The following is a 17,792-nucleotide window of genomic DNA, read 5'->3' as shown; positions in this document are numbered from 1 at the left end:
TAAGTAGGTAGGCACAATTATTTGTAGGATGGGTTAGCGGTAGCGTAACCCATGCGGGCGTTGGGTTTCATGCTTCAACCCAACCTACGTTCATTTTATATTTAATTCCACCCACCTACTTATATATTTACCTATTTCTTCCCTCGCCACAATTGACCTTGAGGATAGAAATCATCAAGACGAATATCGAATTGATCTAGGGTCAGTAATAACCGATTGGAAGGACGAAAAAGAAATAAGTTGGCCTGGGGAATTTCTAGGACTTCTTTTAACTTATCGGTATCGGGGTTAGTGGTAGTCAGGAAGTATTGTACATCAGCATTAAGACGATAATTAAGGGAAAGCAAATCACCTAAGTTAGTCCAGTCATTACCTTCGTCGCTGATAACAATGGCCTTAGGTACAGCATTAATTTTTCTGGCAACTTCGCCATTCCAATAACTAGGAACTTTTGCCCAACTGGTTTCGGAAAGAGCATTATTGAAGTTCGATATTATACTAGCAGTTAACAAAAAAGTCAAGATAATTTTACCTAAAATTTTGCCTTGATTAAGCAATTGTGACAAGAAAAAAGCTACAGTTATATAGATAGTGGGAAAAGTCGCAATTAGATAACGGGTGACAGTCGATCTAGTGGTGGTCAAAATTAGATCGGGAATGACTAAAGCTAGGAAAGGTACTAGGGTTGAGGTAATCAGAAAAGTAAAAGCTATGGGGTGATTGTAGCGATAAACTCGATAAAAAGCATAGATAATTAAGATTAAAAAAATCAGTCTATATATATAGGTGAAGATGTTATTAAAACCAAAATCGCTATCGCTAAATGGACAAGTAAAAGTTAAGAGCCATAATTTACCGAACAATCCCCAATCGAGATAGTTAACGGCAGCCCAACTGGTGGAATTAAAGGCCCTTTGAGAGTTAGTTAAAAAAACCTGTAACCAGGGTATATATAAAATTATCATTGTTAACCCAGATAACAGGAAAAATATCAAGTTATTTTTTCGCTCTGGTTTCATAACAAGATACCAAATTATCAAGGTTGCTTGAGCAAATAAGTTAAGAATAAAAAAGAGATGGGTGTAGAGTCCGAGAGTATTAGAGAAGGTGTATAAAGACCAATTAACAAGAGTTCTTTTTTTGAGGCATTTTAACAGCATTAATTGACTAATTATAGTTAACAAAACTAAAAGACTATACTGACGGGACATTTGAGCAAATATTATATCAACTGGAGAGAGTGCTAATAAAATTACTGCTAGAATTGCCGTTAACTTTGATGTAAATATTTCTAGGGATAGATAGTAAATAAATGGCAGAGAGAGAAGACTAAAAACAATCGCTAAACTGCGGGAAGAAACGGGAGAAAACCCGAATATTTTTTCCCAATAGCGAGAGATAATAAAGTATAAAGGTGGGTGTTGAGGGTCTTCTTTAGCGAGAGATTTTATTGTATCAAAAACATTACTTTTGGGTTTTAGTTGTTGAAATTTTCCTAATTCTGTGGTAGATAAAAGACGATTTTGAAAGATAGTATCAGCGATTTCCTTTGCTTGATAACCAGTGGTTCTAATGGTGGTGTAGGATTCATCATGCCAATAGACTTTTTTATCGATATTTGTGAAACGAAAAACCACACCGAGAGTTAGGATAATTGCCAAAAGTATTAAAAGCCAATTGTTTTTTTTATAATTAATATTTGCTTGCATTTTAATAATTAGAACGGCTTTGTTTAAGATTAAGAAACTTGGTAAATTCTGGTTGAAAAAGTAGCTTAATCGTGCCGGTGGGACCGTTACGGTGTTTAGTAATAATTACTTCAGCTACACCTCGATCGGGACTATCGGGGTTATAATATTCATCTCGGTATAACATCATAATTAAATCCGCATCCTGTTCGATACTATTATGGACGATGATATTATTGGCAATAAAGTTATGCAATTTATCTACTGTTAAATCATACACTTCTGTCTCTCCATCCCCTTGAATTGCCATAACTTCATCCCAATTAAAAGTTAGGTCTGAATTACTCAGAGAGCGAGGTAAAGCGATATAATTACCAATATTTAATTCATCTAATCTTTGCCAACCGTGGACAGTCAAAAATTTATGATTGGCTGTAGCTCTAATCGTGCGACCTAAACGAGTTGTTAATCGAAAAACTGGCTTAAATCCTGTGGAAAAAACCTTAGTTACCAGTGCTTTTTCTAATTTCATTGTTTCCTCATTAAGAGCAAAAACCGTAAAATTAGAGCAATTCACTAACTGACAAATTGGCACTTTAGCACGAGGTTCTGCTAACTCAACTAAACTATCACCCGCTAAACATCCCGACTCGCGTAAATCGGACATCATCGGTCTTTTATTATTGCGAGATTCCACAGCGCGACTTAACTGAGAAAGAGCAATTACTGGAGCATGAATTTCTCTCGCTAAACCCTTAAGACTGCGGGTAATTTTAGAAAGTTCCTGAACACGATTATCACCTCCTCCTTCCATTAATTGCAGATAATCGATTAAAACTAATCCCATTTGTCCCTTTTTTTCTGCCTGTAAACGCCGCACTTGGGAACGCATTTGAATCACACTTAAATTAGCACTGTCATCGATATATATGGGCAAATTTAATAACTTTTCTAGTCCCCCAAGAACCTTCTCTAAATCATTTTGTCCCAAACGGCCCGATCGAATCCGATTACTTTCGATTTTAGCCTCATTCGATAACAAACGTTGGGCTAATTGTTCCTTGGACATCTCCAAACTAAAGACAGCCACAGGTAAATTCTGTTGAGCGATATTATAAGCAATATTAAGAGCAAAAGAAGTTTTTCCCATGGAAGGCCTACCGGCGATAATAACTAAATCCGAGGGTTGTAAACCACTGGTCATCGCATCGAGATCATAAAATTGAGTTTCGATACCGGGTAGAGTTGTCGTCTCCTGCATTTTCTCAATTTCGTTAAAAGTTTCGATTAAAGTATCCCCCAGAAAAATTAAACCCTCCTGGGGTCGTTTTTGGGTGAGACGAAAAATCTTTTGTTCCGATTCATCGAAAACATTTTCTAATTCTAGCGTCGTATCTCTGGCTAACTCGATAATTTCTCCCCCGGTGGAAATTAACTGACGACGCATATATTTATCCATCACTAATTCAGCATAGCGATCGATGTTAGCAGCCGAGACAGTGCGCTCAATTAATTGTAACAATCGCGGCATTCCCCCGATTTCTTCCAGCAGATGATTATCCTGTAACCAACTGCTAACCGTCATTAAATCCGTCGGTTTTCCCTTCCCTTGTAAAGCAAGCGCCGCACGATAAATATCTTGATGGGTTTTCACATAGAAAGCTTCTGGAATTAAAAAATCACTGATTCTACCTAACGCTTTTGGATCTAGTAAAATACCACCTAAGATAGATTCTTCCGCTTCAATATTTTGGGGGGGGAGGGATTGATCGCTAATCATTGTCAATGCTGACTGTGCTTTATCATTAATTATAGTCATTGACCCTAATTAAATACAAATGTTCAGGTTAATGATCGGGGTTGGGTTTTGGGGTTTTAGGGTTTTGGGGTTTTAGTTGAAATTTCCCCACTTCCCCACTTCCCCACTTCCCCACTTCCCCACTTCCCCACACCCCTTGTAAACAGGATTTAGTATGACTTTAATGGACTCCTCTGCGCTCTCCCCGGCCGTTTACTTTATTGGTGCAGGACCCGGAGATCCGGAATTATTGACGGTAAAAGCCGATAAAATTCTCCAAAAAGCCGATGTTATCGTCTTTGCTGATTCCCTCGTCCCCAAACAGATTCTTGAGGATACTCGTCAAGATGCCGAGTTAATTCCCACCAGTAGCATCACCCTAGAAGAAATTATCCCTTTAATGATCGATCGCGTGCGTCGGGGTTTAGCGGTGGTGCGACTGCAATCGGGGGATTTAAGTCTCTATAGTGCCATCCAAGAACAAATTGAGCTTTTGACAGCAGCAGATATACCCTTTCAGCTAATCCCTGGAATTAGTGCCTTTCAAGGATTAGCGGCTAAATTGGCCCTAGAATTAACGATTCCGGAATTAGTCCAGACAATTATTCTAACCCGGGTGGAAGGAAAAGCCTCTCCCATGCCAGAAAGTGAAGAATTAGCCTCTTTAGCCGCTCATAAAGCCAGTTTATGCCTATATTTAGCCGCCCGTCACATTGACAAAGCCCAGGAAAAACTCCTACGATACTACTCACCAGAGCAACAGGTGGCCGTTTGTTTCCGTCTCGGTTGGCCCGACGAAAAAATCTGGGTTGTCCCCCTATCAGAGATGGCCCAACTAACCCATCGGGAAAATCTAACTAGAACTACCCTTTATCTTATTAGTCCCGCTTTAAACCAGATTACAGGAACTCGATCGCAACTTTATCACCCGCAACATTCCCATCTTTTCCGTCCTCGTACCTAGGTATTTTCTGGGAAATCTATCGAAAGAAACACTGGGTTTCTACCTAAAGTTAGATTTAAAGAGCGGCGATTTTGTTTACAATGGCAGTGGGAGGTAGGGCAATTTTAAAAACGTTTAAAATTAGTCTAACAATCCATGCACAGCTGCCCTATATGTTCGGGAATTACCCTTCGTCACCTTGTGGCTAGTCGTGCCTACTGGTATTGTCCTCACTGTCGTCAGGAGGTTCCTAACTTCCTTGATTGCTCCATTCCTCGCAGGGTAGAGCGAGTTAGAGCGGAAAAAACAGTCTAGATTTTTAAGTTGGTAGATGGCAATAAGACCTGTGGGATGTGTTAATTTTTAACCCATCCCACTTTATCTGTCTAGACATCCCGAGGATTGAGATGGCTCATTTCCCAAGTCACATAGGTACCGATCGGACTCCAGATCAGGTAAGGTAGGAGTAGGATGGCCGCCCAAGAAGAAACAGGGAAAACCAATAGTGCCAGAAGACAACCCAAGAAAAAACCCGTACCTCCGATAATCGTTCCCGCTTTGAGACTGCGTAGTTTACAGGTGACGGGAGTATAGGCAGTAATAGTCAATTCCACCAACAGATAAAAAGCCATCAAAAACCAGCGATTAGCCGGTTGAGCTTCCCAGACTAAATAAGCAGAAATTGCGCCACAAATATAGATAATTGTCCAGATAAGAGGGATTAATCTTTCAAAGGTTAACCAATCGGGACGACGCAAGCGCGCAAACCAACGTACATCGCGAGAATTGAGTAACCCCCCAGCTAACGCTACCAAAAATCCCACGACACCGATAAGCAACCAAGAGGGAATCATGATTTTAAGCTATCCTCCGCTAATTTTGGCTTTGTAACCCGATTCAATGAGAATTTGTAGTATTTTTTGGCGATGATCTCCTTGGATCTCAATGGTATTTTCTTTAACTGTACCACCCGTCCCGCAAGCAGTTTTTAACTGTTTTAATAATTTCGTCAGAGTTTCGGTTTGGCATTGAAAACCTGTAACTATGGTAACGGTTTTTCCCGCACGACCGGAGCGGGAGGTTTGTACTCGCACATTCTGCTGATTCGGGGGTAATTCAGGAATGGAACGCTCAAAAGCTTGAGAATTGCTTTTATCTCCAAATTCCTGATAGGCAATCCGGTTTTTTTCTTTTGATTTACTCATATAGCAATTATCATAGTGGGTTTTGGTTGTGGGGAAGTGGGGAAGTGGGGAAGTGGGGAGATGGGGAAGTTGTCTCATCACCCTATCACCCCAAAACCCTATCACCCTATCACCCTATCACCCTATCACCCTATCACCCTATCACCCTATCACCCCAAAACCCTATCACCCTATCTCCTCCTGACTCCTAAATCCTGACTACTGATAGCTCTTAATTGGTTGGACTGGTAGCGCATTTGATTAAGTTCAGCTGCCGACATTCGATCGAGATGACCTAAAATCATATTAACTCGACCTTGGGACTTTAATTTTTCTCGATGTCGTGCCAAAAAATCCCAGTAAAGAAAGTTAAAAGGACAGGCAAACTCCCCGACTCGTTCATTTTTTTTATACAGACAACCCCGACAATAATCACTCATTTTATCAATATAGTTGGCAGAGGAAGCGTAGGGTTTGGAGGCGAGAATTCCCCCATCGGCAAATTGTCCCATTCCCAGTACATTAGTCTGCATTACCCAATCGTAGGCATCGATAAAAACACTATGAAACCAGTTTTCAATCTCTTGGGGAGAGCAACCAAAAATTAAGGCAAAATTGCTCAAAATCATTAATCTTTGAATATGATGAGCATAACCGGTATTTTCCACCTGTGATAATACTTGTTTGAGGCAATTCATCTCGGTTTGATTACTATCCCAAAAGAAAGCCGGTAAGGGTTGTTGATGCTCAAACCAATTATGATTAGCGTAATCTTCTCCCAGATAATGATAAATTCCCTGCATATATTCCCGCCATCCCAACACCTGACGGATAAATCCTTCGATGCTATTTAGGGCTAAATTATCTTTTTTATAGGCAATTGCTGCCCCTTGAATCACTTCCAACGGCGTTAGTAATCCTAGATTAAGATAGGGAGATAATAGGGAATGCCAGAGGGTTTCTTCTCCCGTTATCATCCCATCTTGGTAGGGTCCAAAGTTGGGCAGACAATTAGTAATAAAATGCTCCAAAACCTGTAAAGCTTGTCTGCGGGTTACTGCCCAGCGAAAAGGTTTAATTTTTCCATATTTAGGAATATCTAAAGCTTCCACATCAGCGATAACCTGAAGGGTAATTTCATCGGGTTCAAACCAAAGAGGAGCAGCAGTTTTTAATCCATCCTTGGGCGGTTTGCGGTTTTGTTTATCAAAGTTCCATTGTCCTCCTATGGGTTGATTATCCTCGATTAAAATCTGCCATTTTTTGCGACTTTCTCGATAGAAATCCTCTAGTAATAGTCTTTTACGAGATTTAGCCCAATTATTAAAATCTGTCCTTGTCCAGAGAAAGTGATTATTATCAATTAGGGTTATAGCACAGTCTAAATTGAGATTTTTAATTAATCTAAGAAAAGGCAAATCATTAGGCATCATTATCTGTAATTCTTTAATACCTAATTGCTTAATCCAAGCAGATAAAATCGGCTCAAAATCTTCAGCAACTTCGTAGGTGACAGACCATCCTAAAGTTTTTAATTCTTCGGCAAAATGACGCATCGCCGACCAGATTAAAACTAATTTTTGCTGATGATAGGGTCTTGGTCGAATATGATTGTGGGATTCAATTAAAATAACCGGTGTTTCCTGTGAATAGGCTTGACGATTAGCTAAGGCCGCTTGTCCTGTCCATAATTGATCCCCTAAAATCCAAATGCCAATGGTCATAATTATTTCATTGCCTCTACTATTCCCCCGTATTTTTTAGCCATAATATCCGCCATTTCTCGAGCAGAAAATTTACTGGCTTTGTCGATGCTGGGGGTAAATGTCCCCGTAGGGGTTAAATAATGGGTAAATACCCCGACTTTTTTGCTAATAATCCACATATTTCTTGAAGTCAAAAATCAAAAAGGGGATGGGGTGTGGGGTGTGGGGTGTGGGGTGTGGGGAGTTTTCTCAGTGAAGTGATAACTGATAACTGATAACTGATAACTGATCACTGATAACTGATAACTGATAACTGATAACTGATAACTGATAACTGATAACTGATCACTGATCACTGATCACTGATCACTGATCACTGATCACTGATCACTGATAACTGATAACTGATAACTGATAACTGATAACTGATAACTGATAACTGATAACTGATTAGGTTTTTGTCCTGAGACTTTGAGCGCTTAGATAAAGTTGCGTCCATTCTTTGACCACTTGCGTGCGTTTACAGTTTAATTCGCAGGCGATTTCCTCAAGGGTTTTACCCGCTTTTAAGCCATCGATAACGCTTTTACCCGTGGGAGAAAGGCCAGCATAGTAAATTTGCCATTGACTGATAGTTAAGCCAAAATTATGCTCTTTCGGGCTGATTTCTAACCATTCACTGATTAATTCTGTCCCTTCCTTGAGGGCAAAAACCTTAATCGCATGATAGCCAACTTTTTCCCGGAGACGATAAATCCGTTGGACGGGAATATTCATCGCCAAGGCGATCTCATCTTGGCTTTCGCCCCCGAGATAGAGGTTAAACCAAGTCACCGCCTCCCGACTAACATTTTCCTCTAAATACTTGGCAAAACTCTCTTGAACTTTTGCCCGTTGAATTTGCGCTTCTTGGGAAGTGCGTTGATCTTCGTAGGTAGCGATCGCATTTTGATCCAGTAAACTTAAGCTATTTTCCCCCTCATCGCCACTAATTTCATCGGAGAGAATCCTGATCATTTCTTGCTGCGGCACATTAGTGATACCGCTTCTCGATTGACGACGGAGATAATTAACAAAACGATAGGCTAACAGGGGTTGATTGCGGATCGGACGCAGGGCGTATTCCTCTAGGGTGGCTAACAGCAGCCGATCGCGAGTAGCTTGATCGTTGGTACAACGAGCGATCCATGCTAACTGGGATTGCAGATAGCGATCGCTATTTAACATTTCTTGAATAACTTCCTGCAAGACATCGGCCACCGCTTGCCGACGATCGCGACTTAAGGAAACCCAAGTGCGAATTTTTTGCCGGAGAGTGACACAAGCACCGAGACGATCGATCAGGTTATGATAGGCGCGGGTGGGACTAACTTTCAGATAGCGTTGCCGCAAAATTTGCCAAAGATAGACTAATCCCCGTTTAGCGATTTCTAAATCTCTCTCATCTAAATTTTCCCAACGTTGGCTATCTTCACCGAGTAACCAATTGATAATGGTATCCCTTTGGCGATCGGTTAAGGAGTCATCTGTTTGAGAGAGGATATCTTGCCATTGTTGCCTTAACTCGTCGATTATTGTCGTCATCGAAAAATTGAGTTCCAAACCCCGTCTTTTTAGGACGGCTTTAGTTTGAATATTAGCGCATTTACACGATATATGCTAGAACCTGAGCCATGGAGAAAGCCTATCGCACCGATTTTACCCAACCCCCGACTAGAACGAACTAATCAATTAAGTCTTTTGCCGGATAAGGATTTGGGGCGCACGCATCGCTTACTAGGGTGTCCTCCCTGAAAACATGACAATTTCAAGGTTAACCAATATTTGGGAATGCACCCCCCCTACCATTTATAATTCGGGAACATTTTCCTGTTCATAATTTTTTATTAATATTCCCAAAATTTCCATTAAAGAAGCAAGAGGATGATTTTCATTTTCCCCTATTTCATCTATCAAATCATCTAACATAATTACTAATTGTTCATATTCTGATTCGTTGCGAGGGATAAAGAGTATTTGCTTTAAGTTTGTCCAGGCTTGCCGTGTTTTCTCTATATCTATCGTCGGCATTTTTTTACTCCTTCCATTTGTTTTTGTCGTATTCAGGATGAGTTAAAACTTCTCGAATATAAATTTTTTGTCGATTGTAATGAATCGCCGCTATGAGTCTAATCTTATTTCCACCTATGTTAAAGACAGTCAGTTTTCCTACTTTGTCAGCATTGGGGAAAATGGTTCTTAATTCTGCTATGGACTGAAATTGTCCTGTCTTCATTTTTTGATACCATTCTTTTAATGCTGATTTGGTTTCAGGATAATTAGGGAGGCACAATTATTTGTAGGATGGGTTAGCGGTAGCGTAAACTATGCGGGCGTTGGGTTTCATGCTTCAACCCAACCTACGTTCATCTTATATTTAATTCCACCCACCCACTTACCTTTCGGCAAATTTATTTAATTTCCTCCGACTAATAACGTGCATTTTAAGTACCTAGGCAAAATTATTTACACATGACGATCATTGCCCCGTAAGGGTTTTAGCTCGATCGGGCAGGTAATTAATTTTGCATGACTACTTATTAATAAGTCCCGAAAATATTCCCGTTAATTAGCTTTAACTTTCTGCCCGATTGTATCGGCAGTGGTAGTAGAAACCATGGCCGCCATAACTTGTTCCGGGGAAACCGTAAAAGGCAGACGATGAATGTCCGAATTAGGCTGACAGGCAATTGCGGCCGCGTGGCGCAACTGGGCAAGGGAAACATCTCTTAATCCTAAATCCTCTAGGGATTTCGGTAAACCAATTTGTTCATAAAATTGGATTAGTTGCCCCCGGGCCGATACTGCTAATTGATTACCCAAAACTATTTCTTCTAGACGCAATTGGGCGAGAATTCCGTAGGCGACTTTTTCCCCGTGGAGCGCGTGATGGCAAGCAGGAATATGGGTTAAACCATTATGAATTGCATGGGCGGCCACGGTACGACAATTAGCGCCCCCTAAACCACCAATTACTCCGGCTAATAAAACGGCGGCATCCACTACCTGTTTCCAGTCCTCCCCGCCGATATTTTCCAGAGCCTGCGGGGATTTTTGGAAAAGAATATCCCGCAAAACCCGGGCCTGTTGGACGGCAGCAATAATCAGGGTTTCTGTGGAATGACCGCTACTGACGGAAGCTTCGTACCATTTAGCGATCGCATCGCCAATACCAGCGATTAAGGTTCTTTTCGGGGCAGTTTGGATAATACCGTAATCGAGAATTAATAAATCCGGACAACGGGCTAGGGACAGATCGTAAAGAAACGCCCCTGCGTCGGAATAGACGTTAGATAGGGCTGTCCAAGCGGCACAGGTAGCGGCGGAGGTGGGAATCGTGGCGATCGGCAAATGGCACTGATGGGCGAGTAATTTGGCCGTATCGAGGGCTTTGCCGCCACCCACACCGATGATAAAATCTGCCTCATGACTCTTGACAGATGCCTTTAAATATGCTAGGGAATTTTCCGAACAATCGGGGGCGTAACTGTGATAGCTAGGAGTGAGATTTTTCAGGGGAGATGACAAAAAAGCTAAATTGCGATCGCCGCCCACCACGAGGGGACGCTTGCCCAAATCCCCTAACTTGCCGGTGGATTCTTCTAGGGCATTGTCACCCCGAATCACTTGTGCGGGGGCGATTAACAGGGGCAAAACAGCGACAGCATTGGACATTTTTTGACAACCTCAAGGATTATTGGCTAATTTTAGCGAAACTTTCGGGAAAAAGCTGTAGTTCAGGAGTATTATCCCCCGGGGCGGAGAAGGATTTTTTAATCTGTCCCAGGTACAAAGGAGCAGATAAACCGGGCTGAGGATGAACGAGAGTGCGAGCGCTAATGATAAATTGATTATTACCGCCAGCACCGGCGCGACCGGAGGAAAACAAGTCACTAGCGGCTTGTTTTAGGGTTGCTTCCACCTGCTCGGGAGTAACAGTATTGGGCAGGGAGATAACAGCTTGATTTGCTCCGTTATCATAGACAAGGGAGAATCTCACCGCTCCCGGAATTTCGGTACGGGTAAATAATCCTAACCCAAGACCGAAAATCCCCACCGTCAACACAGCCATAAAGCTAGTGACACCGACGAGACGAAAGCGGATTCCCCAACCGACGAGAAAAGCGATAATCGTAAGTACCAAAAAAACCAGCGTGGCAATACCAGACCATTGGGTGTATTTGGCGAAGTTCAGGGGAATGTCCATATTTTCTATAATACTAATTCTATGAAAACGGTTAGCATAAACCATTGTACCTATCCTGTGGTCGAAACTTTCCATTCTTTGCAGGGCGAAGGCTTTTGGACGGGAAGCAATGCTTTTTTCCTCCGTTTAGGAGGTTGCGATGTCTATTGTCCTTGGTGCGACCAAAAAGAGTCTTGGAATGCCCACCGTTATCCCCAACAATCCCTGGGGGAATTGGTAGAGATGGCAAAAGGGGCTAACCCCGCTATGGTGGTGATTACCGGGGGTGAACCTTTAATGCACAATCTTGATCCTTTGACCAAGGAATTAAAAAATCAGGGTTTACGGGTACATTTAGAAACTTCTGGCGCTCATCCTTTTACTGGGGTTTTTGATTGGGTGACTTTTTCTCCTAAAACTTATAAAATGCCCGATCCTAGTATTTATGCACGGGTAAATGAGTTAAAAATTGTCGTGGCTAATCCAGAAGATTTAGACTGGGCAGCTATGCAGGAAAGTAAGTTATCGGAAGGGGTGATCAAATATCTACAACCCGAATGGAATACAGTAGAAAGCAAAGAGTTAGTCTTTAATTATGTTCTCCGACATCCCCAATGGCGTCTCAGTCTCCAAACCCATAAGTTTTTAGGAGTCCGCTAGTCAGTTATCAGTTATCAGTTATCAGTTATCAGTTATCAGTTATCAGTTATCAGTTATCAGCTTTTTTCTCCTTCCTCCCATCTCCCCCCGCAACGCGCACGAAGTGGTCTCCCCACTCCCCCATCTCCCCACTCCCCCCCGCAACGCGCACGAAGTGGTCTCCCCATCTCCCCAATTCATAATTCCCAACCCCTAATTGACTAACAAGAGGTTAAATACTATGTCTAACAACAATTCTGAACGAGTAGTGCGTCGTGGTCGAGTTTTTCCGGAGATTCAATCTACCGAGGAAGAAAAGGCCAAACATCGCGCCCGACAATTAGAATTTTATCATCGTTGTTGGCCGATTTTTCAGAGTTTACAGCCCCGGTTAATGAAACATTATTATGGTTGGTACATTGCGATCGAACCCGATAGCGGCGATTATTTTATCGATCCCGACAAAGAAGTGGCCAGTAAAAAAGCAAGGGCAAAATATCCCGACAAAATCCATCATATCTTTGGCATTAATGAAACTGGAGTTAGTGGCAGAATATGATGGAAGGGAGATTTGGAGAAAATGGTCAAATTTATTTTGATATCGATTTAGTCAGCCCTAATGGTCTGGTGTTACCTGTAGAAGCTATGCTAGATACTGGTTTCACGGAGTTTTGTGTTATGAATGACCAAGATGCTCGCAGTCTTGAATGGCCATTTTTAAACCAAGATAAGTTACGCACTGCCCAAGGAGAAGCATTTTTTGATATATATTTAGGCAGAGTAAGAATTGATGGTCAGGAATACGAAATTCCCGTCTTTGCAGGGGAGGCAATTCAGGAGATTTTGTTAGGTTCCCAGTGGCTCAAACAATTTATCTTAGTAGCTAATTATCAACAAACACAGGTGACATTAGGATAATGACAAAAAAGGCGATTATTTTACTTTCTGGGGGATTAGATTCAGCGACAACAGCAGCGATCGCTTTAGCTGCTGGTTATCAATTAATCGCCCTTTCCTTTCGTTATGGACAAAGACACGAGCGGGAATTAGCAGCGGCGAAAAAAATTGCTAATTTCCTCGATATTAAAGAACATCATCTGATCGAAGTCAATCTATCTTTGTGGGGAGGTTCCGCTTTAACGGATCAATCTATTGCTATTCCCCAAGAGGGAATTAACCCGAATATTATCCCGATTACCTATGTGCCGGGGAGAAATACAGTTTTTATTTCGATCGCTCTTTCTTTAGCAGAAGCAAGGGAAGCGGAGGCGATATATTTAGGAATTAATGCGGTGGATTATTCCGGTTATCCCGATTGTCGTCCCCAGTATTTAGAGGCCTTTCAAACTTTAGCTAATTTATCATCGAAAGCGGGTTTAGAAGGGAAAGCACCCCAATTAATTGCCCCTTTGGTGATGGATAGTAAGGTAGATATCGTCCGTCGTGCCGTTAGTTTAGGGGTTCCCATTGCTGATACTTGGTCTTGTTATCAAGGAGAAGTTGAACCCTGCGGTTTATGCGATTCCTGTCGCATCAGAGATCAGGCTTTAATTGAGGCCGGTTATCCCGAATTAGCCACTCCCCTGTTGAAACAGTCGGGGAAAATAGGGAGGATAGTGAAAAATGGAGATAATCTAGGCAATTAAATGTTCAATAAGGATTTTACTGCCGATTAATATTAAAACTAAACCGCCGAGAATTTCCACCTTTTGGCTAAATAAATTACCGAATTTATGCCCGATAAAAACAGCTATAAAACATAAAGCAAAGGTAATAGAACCGATGACAGTGCAAGCTAAAAGTAAGGGAGTTTTAATCATCGATAAACCCAAACCAACTACTAAAGCATCGATGCTAGTAGCGATCGCTAATCCGATTAAAGTATAGGAATCTAGAGGATTAAATTTTTTTTCCTCGTCATCATTTTGAACAGCTTCGTAGATCATTTTACTGCCGATCGCCCCTAAAATAATAAAAGCGATCCAGTGGTCAAAAGAGGCGAGGAAATCGCGACAAGTTAGACCAATACCCCAACCGATCATCGGCATAATCGCTTGAAATCCCCCAAAAAACAAAGCAATTTTCAAAGCCTTATTAACATGAATATGACGAATCATCAGGCCACTGGTCAGAGAAACGGCCACGGCATCGGCGGCTAATCCCACGGCTACAAAGGAAATGGTCAAAAGTTCGAGTGAAGTAAACATCTATATTTGTTTATCCTTATAATTTCCCCTTATCTTAACTAATTTTTCCCCAAAAAACTTTCATATTTATCTCATGATCCTCTCATTTATCTATCATTTCTCTAACCTAAGTAGGTAGGCGTTAAAAGTTGTCAGATCCCCCCGCCTATCGGCACCCCCCTTATCAAGGGGGGCAGGGGGGATCGAACCTAAAATCCATTTTTAATTTAATTATAACCAGCTACTTAATTAGTGAGAGGATCGAATTGAAAACGTTTAAAAGCATATTACTGGTTCCTCACCGATCGCCTGCACCTGATCGATCGCTTCTGGGGTAAAACTGATGATATCCTCAGCTTATAGGACTTTTGCGCCCGCTACTGCGATTTTATCAGGAAATTCAGCCGTAGGAGTCCGACTAACCGGTTTTCGGAGTTAACCAACCAATGCTGCTGTTTCATAAATTCCCCCGAATTTTTTCCCAGACAAAGTTAAGGAAGATACCTTTTTCCCATCATCGATCATCCCATCTGCTTTTAAGGGGGCTAACGCTACCATATAGGAAAAGTGCCAAGTAAAAAATCATGATAATTTCGAGAATTACCGGAGAATGAGGTGGGAGAGAACGGTGATAAAATTAGCTAATTGACTCCCCTAACTTAAACACCCCATAACCGCTCACCGAAAACATGGCTGACTTTTTTAACACCTATGGTTTTTTAATTGTTTCAATGATATTTGGAGCCAGCTTAGGCCTTTCAGTTTATCTGCCCTTAATGGCCGGTCAATTATCCTTAGCAACCCCCGGTTTTTACGCTTTAGGTGGTTATGTGGCTGCCATTCTTTCCACGAAAGTTTTTACTAATACCGGTAGCAATTATCCCCTGGCTTTGGTCTTTTTAGAAATGTTAATTGCTGGCATTATTGCGGGAATATTAGCCATAGTTTTAGGTATTCCTGTTCTCCGTTTGCGAGGTATTTATTTAGCTATTGCCACGATCGCTTGGGTAGAAATTTTGAGAATTATTGCCCTTAATCTCGAGATAACCGGCGGTGCGGTCGGTATTTTTGCCATTCCCCAACCTTTCACCACTCAATTAGCCTACCTTTGGCTGGCTTTGCCCCTCTTATTCCTAACTATGCTGTTTCTCTACCGGTTAGAAAACATCAAAATTGGTCGGGCATTTAATGCCATTCGTGCCGATGAATTGGCCGCTGCGTCCATGGGAATTAATCCCACCTATCACAAAGTTTTATCCTTCACTTTCGGGGCGGTTTTAGCGGCAGTTGTGGGAGCGGTAAGCGCCCATTTTCTCAATACTTGGAATTCTCGTCAGGGAACTTTTGATGCCAGTATTATTTTCTTGGCTTTCGTTTTAATTGGTGGTTCAAGAACTTTTGTCGGGCCGGTGGTGGGAGGCATTGTTTTAACTGCTTTGCCCGAAGTTTTACGCGCCCTCGGTGGCGTGAATGGTTTACCAATTTGGTTAGGTAATTTCTTGCGCGATGGTCGTTTGATTATTTTTGGAATTTTAATTGTTTTGGGAACTATTTTTTATCCCCAAGGCTTAATTACACCTGAATTAATCAAAAAACTAATGCCTTTTAAAAGACGTTCCTCTCTTAGTCAAGTTGATTCCTAATTACAGTGATCAGTGATCAGTTATCAGTGATCACTGATCAGATTTTAGTTTTCAGGTAATTGATTACTGTTTACTGTTCACAGCAAAAAACTCCCCAGTCCCTACTCCTGTCTCCTAACCCACCCTGCTGATACGGATATCCCCCTTCCGGCTAATGTAAAGAAAACGTTACAGCCGTAGGTTGGGTTGAGCTATTATTATTGAGCAGGTATTACCAATCGGCTCAAAAGGCGAAACCCAACCAAGATTGTGAAAATATTCCAGGAAGTTGTTGGGTTTCCTTGGGTCAACCCAACCTACGAGTTTTACTGAATGAAGGGGCATTTATGGTATTTTTAGAAACAATTTAGCCAGCTTTTGTGGTTTCTTTTTCGGTAGATTGGGAAGGTTTTAGTTTGCGTTTGAAGAAAATACCATACAAGATCATGTTATCGCACTAAGGGAAAATTTTATAAATTTCTTGGCGATGAGCAACTCGTTGATAGATAATGGTTTGATGATTTGACCTCTCCCCCAACCCCTCTGGGAGCAGGAGAGGGGAGTTAGTCTGGATTCATTGGTAGCCTTATTCGTCTTCGTTTCTTAAAGGTATAATTCCTTTAAGAATCTTTCCTCTAATAATCAAATAGGCAGGAAAACAATACACCCAAAGTAGAAATACAAACAAAAAAACTGACCATGAATTACCAAATGATGGTACGAATGATCCTGTAATTTTATACTTATGAAGTTCTATTCTATGGGAATCAATTGCTGCCCAAAGTGCTGTCACTAAGACAACTCCACCCATGATAGAAATTCCTGTAATCTTGTCAAGACCAATGACAACAACCAAAATCAACAATGTTAGTAAAAGTGAATTTCTCCAACCCATAATGAATATTAATCTTTTTAGTAGTGTTTCTATCGAATCGAGATAGACTCGCGCATCCTTGCCCATGCCATTGTTGAAATTGCGGGTAGTGCGATCGCTTCTTCGTAGCTAGGTAAAGCAACACCCCAACCCAACACCAAAGGGAGATAGCGGAAGCATACACACTACCCCCACAACTGTAGCAAAAGTTACAATTTAATAAATCTTTATATTCTTCTCCCTAGCTTAGGGATTCACAGGGGAAAGAGTTTCAGGTATTTTCCCCTGTTTTACTGCTTCTCAGGCGACCTATCGCCTTCCGTGAGGGATTGTGGCGCGGTGTGTCAGATTCGGTAATAGGGTTCAAAATTTCGCTAACCGCTACTTGAGCCATAGCGTTTTCCCTTAAGCAGAATTCACGCCGCCTCCAGTTCATAATGCAATACCAGAAGCTCATCAGAGCAACTCGATTCGCAATTGGCGGCCTATCACAGAAGCCGCCCCTCGGCTGATGTAAAAGATGACCCGTGCGATGCGCCCGCCAGTAGGGGCAATTCATGAATTGCCCCTACTCCCCACCTTCTGTTGTCTTTGTCCTCTAGTGTTATCAGAGTGATAAATTCTTGACATCCTCACCGCCGTAAACGGACGGTGATTCCCAAACCTCACGATTTGGGTTTCTGCTTCTTTCCCTTGCGGGGTTCCGCACCTGCCTGAACAGATTTACTCTGTTCTGGTCTTATGGTCGCTCTACAGACTGACACCGCAAGCCCTGCGGCCAAAATGTTTTTACTAGCGTTAACATCTCGGTCATGGTGTGTCCCACAGTCTGGACAATCCCATTCTCGAACATTTAACGGCATCTTTTCGACAATATGCCCGCAATTACTACACCTTTTAGAGCTAGGAAACCATCTATCTATTTCG

22 protein-coding genes are annotated in these 17,792 nt (G+C 41.8%); 6 read left to right on the top strand and 16 right to left on the bottom strand.

The window, feature by feature from the left end:
- Positions 1-131: 131 nt before the first annotated feature.
- Together IM509_RS12440 and dnaB are read right to left on the bottom strand one after the other, a co-directional pair.
- On the bottom strand, positions 132-1,709 hold the full coding sequence (locus tag IM509_RS12440; protein WP_185237437.1) for a glycosyltransferase family 39 protein: 1,578 nt from the start codon (positions 1,707-1,709) through the stop codon (positions 132-134).
- Between the two features lies 1 nt (position 1,710).
- A complete protein-coding gene (gene dnaB / locus IM509_RS12435; RefSeq protein ID WP_185237440.1) occupies positions 1,711-3,468 on the bottom strand; it encodes a replicative DNA helicase in 1,758 nt (585 codons plus the stop codon).
- Between the two features lie 193 nt (positions 3,469-3,661).
- Between dnaB and cobM the strand changes: the two genes are divergently transcribed.
- Positions 3,662-4,450: a precorrin-4 C(11)-methyltransferase gene (gene cobM, locus IM509_RS12430; protein WP_052277320.1), complete on the top strand. Its 789-nt coding sequence runs from the start codon at positions 3,662-3,664 to the stop codon at positions 4,448-4,450.
- A 365-nt stretch (positions 4,451-4,815) separates the two neighbouring features.
- Here the strand turns inward: cobM and IM509_RS12425 are convergent, their stop codons facing one another.
- The 11 genes from IM509_RS12425 to IM509_RS12375 form a co-directional block, all read right to left on the bottom strand.
- Entirely contained in the window at positions 4,816-5,283 is a 468-nt protein-coding gene (locus tag IM509_RS12425; RefSeq protein ID WP_052277319.1) for a TspO/MBR family protein, read from the bottom strand.
- A 9-nt stretch (positions 5,284-5,292) separates the two neighbouring features.
- Positions 5,293-5,634 carry a translation initiation factor gene (locus IM509_RS12420; protein WP_185237438.1) on the bottom strand — a complete coding sequence of 114 codons (342 nt, stop codon included), beginning with the start codon at positions 5,632-5,634 and terminating at the stop codon, positions 5,293-5,295.
- A 170-nt stretch (positions 5,635-5,804) separates the two neighbouring features.
- The gene (locus IM509_RS12415) at positions 5,805-7,337 is read right to left on the bottom strand and encodes a cryptochrome/photolyase family protein (protein WP_185237439.1); all 1,533 of its coding nucleotides are present in this window, start codon (positions 7,335-7,337) and stop codon (positions 5,805-5,807) included.
- A 2-nt stretch (positions 7,338-7,339) separates the two neighbouring features.
- On the bottom strand, positions 7,340-7,498 hold the full coding sequence (locus IM509_RS12410) for a hypothetical protein (protein ID WP_002776561.1): 159 nt from the start codon (positions 7,496-7,498) through the stop codon (positions 7,340-7,342).
- A gap of 18 nt (positions 7,499-7,516) precedes the next feature.
- Positions 7,517-7,675 (bottom strand): hypothetical protein, encoded by a 159-nt coding sequence (locus tag IM509_RS12405; protein WP_287633130.1) that lies wholly within the window; start codon positions 7,673-7,675, stop codon positions 7,517-7,519.
- 17 nt (positions 7,676-7,692) lie between these two features.
- Positions 7,693-7,818: a hypothetical protein gene (locus tag IM509_RS12400; RefSeq protein WP_287716984.1), complete on the bottom strand. Its 126-nt coding sequence runs from the start codon at positions 7,816-7,818 to the stop codon at positions 7,693-7,695.
- On the bottom strand, positions 7,770-8,903 hold the full coding sequence (locus IM509_RS12395) for a HetZ-related protein 2 (RefSeq protein WP_185238080.1): 1,134 nt from the start codon (positions 8,901-8,903) through the stop codon (positions 7,770-7,772). The genes IM509_RS12400 and IM509_RS12395 overlap by 49 nt, the downstream gene beginning before the upstream one ends.
- Before the next feature lie 264 nt (positions 8,904-9,167).
- A complete protein-coding gene (locus IM509_RS12390) occupies positions 9,168-9,389 on the bottom strand; it encodes a hypothetical protein (protein WP_185238079.1) in 222 nt (73 codons plus the stop codon).
- A 4-nt stretch (positions 9,390-9,393) separates the two neighbouring features.
- Positions 9,394-9,594, bottom strand: coding sequence for a type II toxin-antitoxin system HigB family toxin (locus IM509_RS12385; RefSeq protein ID WP_228008618.1), 201 nt, complete (start codon positions 9,592-9,594; stop codon positions 9,394-9,396).
- Between the two features lie 329 nt (positions 9,595-9,923).
- Positions 9,924-11,033 (bottom strand): iron-containing alcohol dehydrogenase family protein, encoded by a 1,110-nt coding sequence (locus tag IM509_RS12380; protein ID WP_185238077.1) that lies wholly within the window; start codon positions 11,031-11,033, stop codon positions 9,924-9,926.
- A 19-nt stretch (positions 11,034-11,052) separates the two neighbouring features.
- The gene (locus IM509_RS12375; protein WP_002781770.1) at positions 11,053-11,610 is read right to left on the bottom strand and encodes a Ycf51 family protein; all 558 of its coding nucleotides are present in this window, start codon (positions 11,608-11,610) and stop codon (positions 11,053-11,055) included.
- Here IM509_RS12375 and IM509_RS12370 point away from each other — a divergent pair.
- The 4 genes from IM509_RS12370 (at position 11,587) to queC (ending at position 13,829) form a co-directional block, all read left to right on the top strand.
- Complete coding sequence (locus IM509_RS12370; RefSeq protein ID WP_185238076.1) at positions 11,587-12,204, top strand: 7-carboxy-7-deazaguanine synthase QueE; 618 nt, start codon at positions 11,587-11,589, stop codon at positions 12,202-12,204. The genes IM509_RS12375 and IM509_RS12370 overlap by 24 nt on opposite strands.
- Positions 12,205-12,424: 220 nt before the next feature.
- Entirely contained in the window at positions 12,425-12,742 is a 318-nt protein-coding gene (locus IM509_RS12365; protein WP_046661710.1) for a hypothetical protein, read from the top strand.
- Complete coding sequence (locus tag IM509_RS12360; RefSeq protein ID WP_052277314.1) at positions 12,739-13,101, top strand: aspartyl protease; 363 nt, start codon at positions 12,739-12,741, stop codon at positions 13,099-13,101. The genes IM509_RS12365 and IM509_RS12360 overlap by 4 nt, the downstream gene beginning before the upstream one ends.
- Positions 13,101-13,829 (top strand): 7-cyano-7-deazaguanine synthase QueC, encoded by a 729-nt coding sequence (queC, locus tag IM509_RS12355; RefSeq protein WP_052277313.1) that lies wholly within the window; start codon positions 13,101-13,103, stop codon positions 13,827-13,829. Before IM509_RS12360 ends, queC begins: the two co-directional genes overlap by 1 nt.
- Here queC and IM509_RS12350 read toward each other — a convergent pair.
- The gene (locus tag IM509_RS12350) at positions 13,818-14,390 is read right to left on the bottom strand and encodes a manganese efflux pump MntP (RefSeq protein WP_002789282.1); all 573 of its coding nucleotides are present in this window, start codon (positions 14,388-14,390) and stop codon (positions 13,818-13,820) included. The two genes, queC and IM509_RS12350, sit on opposite strands and share 12 nt — an antisense overlap.
- A 668-nt stretch (positions 14,391-15,058) precedes the next feature.
- Here IM509_RS12350 and IM509_RS12345 point away from each other — a divergent pair.
- Positions 15,059-16,012, top strand: a complete 954-nt coding sequence (locus IM509_RS12345) for a branched-chain amino acid ABC transporter permease (protein ID WP_052277311.1) — start codon at positions 15,059-15,061, stop codon at positions 16,010-16,012.
- 565 nt (positions 16,013-16,577) lie between these two features.
- Here the strand turns inward: IM509_RS12345 and IM509_RS12340 are convergent.
- Complete coding sequence (locus tag IM509_RS12340) at positions 16,578-16,886, bottom strand: hypothetical protein (RefSeq protein ID WP_249264871.1); 309 nt, start codon at positions 16,884-16,886, stop codon at positions 16,578-16,580.
- Between the two features lie 644 nt (positions 16,887-17,530).
- Positions 17,531-17,792: zinc ribbon domain-containing protein (locus IM509_RS12335; RefSeq protein WP_272079477.1), on the bottom strand; the 262-nt coding region annotated here is incomplete at its 5' end.

This window comes from Microcystis sp. M31BS1 (assembly GCF_020245285.1).
GTDB classification, from domain to species: Bacteria; Cyanobacteriota; Cyanobacteriia; order Cyanobacteriales; family Microcystaceae; genus Microcystis; species Microcystis panniformis.
This window is presented reverse-complemented; position numbering and strand designations above follow the sequence as displayed.